General features: G+C 21.4%; 2 protein-coding genes. Both read right to left on the bottom strand.

Annotation, left to right across the window (positions count from 1 at the left end):
* Positions 1 to 141: 141 nt before the first annotated feature.
* Positions 142 to 789 carry a hypothetical protein gene (locus EZH24_RS12190; RefSeq protein WP_137999332.1) on the bottom strand — a complete coding sequence of 216 codons (648 nt, stop codon included), beginning with the start codon at positions 787 to 789 and terminating at the stop codon, positions 142 to 144.
* Position 790: 1 nt separating this feature from the next.
* Positions 791 to 1,051: a hypothetical protein gene (locus EZH24_RS12195; protein WP_107925661.1), complete on the bottom strand. Its 261-nt coding sequence runs from the start codon at positions 1,049 to 1,051 to the stop codon at positions 791 to 793.
* Between the last annotated feature and the right edge of the window lie 157 nt (positions 1,052 to 1,208).

Below are 1,208 nucleotides of genomic sequence, written 5' to 3' on the forward strand. Positions count from 1 at the left end.
ATTCATATACTCCTTAATTTTTTCACTGATAGGCTATGACAATTTACAATTATTCTTTGACAAATTTTTATATTAATAATAATATTTTAAAAATAAAAAAGCCTATACTTTACATATAGGCTTATTAATATAAATATAATTTTATTTTACATAAACTTGAGACAGTATACTAAGAATACTGTCAATAGATTTATATACATTATCTTCTGTTATTTCTTTACACTTATAGTTATAAAAATTATCTTTATCTACAATAGCAAATAGAGCAAATAAATTAATATAATCTTCTAATCTATATTTATCTTTATCTATTGTTATTTTAGATACAGCTTCAAAATATATATGTCCCAATTCATGAGCTATAAATATTCTCAATTGCTTTTTATCTGTTATTTCTTCAGCATAATATATTATAGCACCTGAACTTTGACCATCATCTTTATACATAAAATCAATTGATGCTGGTAAAGGCAATCCCTTTGTTTTTCTTAATAAAATTGGATAAAATCTAAACCTATTATTACTAATAAAATCAATTATTATTTGACGATCTTCTTTATCAATATTTTTATTATTAGCAATTTGAACATTAAATCTTTCTATCCTTTCTTTATTAATAATACTTTCTATAGATGATACTAAATGAGATAAATAATGATTATCTATCTCGGGCTGTATTTTTTCTTTAAACTCTTTAGATAACATATCTATTACAGATAATTCCATACCTGTTTTTCTATGAACTTCATTTAGAAAATCTTTATCATAAATTGTATTAATATTTTCCATATTAAATTGTTTTCCAACTTCCTTCTAAAAATTTAGCTAATCTAATATTATATTCCAATTCATCTCTATTGATATCATTAATATTTGAAGGTTCTAAATTAAAAGATTTTTTCACACCCATAATTTGCTCTAATAACTTAATCTTTTCATCATAGTTTTTTAAATTATATTTATTTACAAGTAAATCTTCAACTTTTTCTTTACTATTTGCCAAATAAAAATCAAGATAAATATCTTTTGTTATTTTATATTCTAATTCCATAATAAAATAAATCTCCTATTTTTTAAAGATATCCATGATACAATAGTATATCAAAATAAATTCTTATGTCAACTATTTAATATAAAAAATATAATATAGTTCATACTATTTGGATTGGTCAGATGATAGGCCCTAAAGGACTTGGTGCTATTGCTGT

The sequence above is a fragment of the Brachyspira catarrhinii genome, assembly GCF_005518285.1.
Taxonomy (GTDB): Bacteria; Spirochaetota; Brachyspiria; order Brachyspirales; family Brachyspiraceae; genus Brachyspira; species Brachyspira catarrhinii.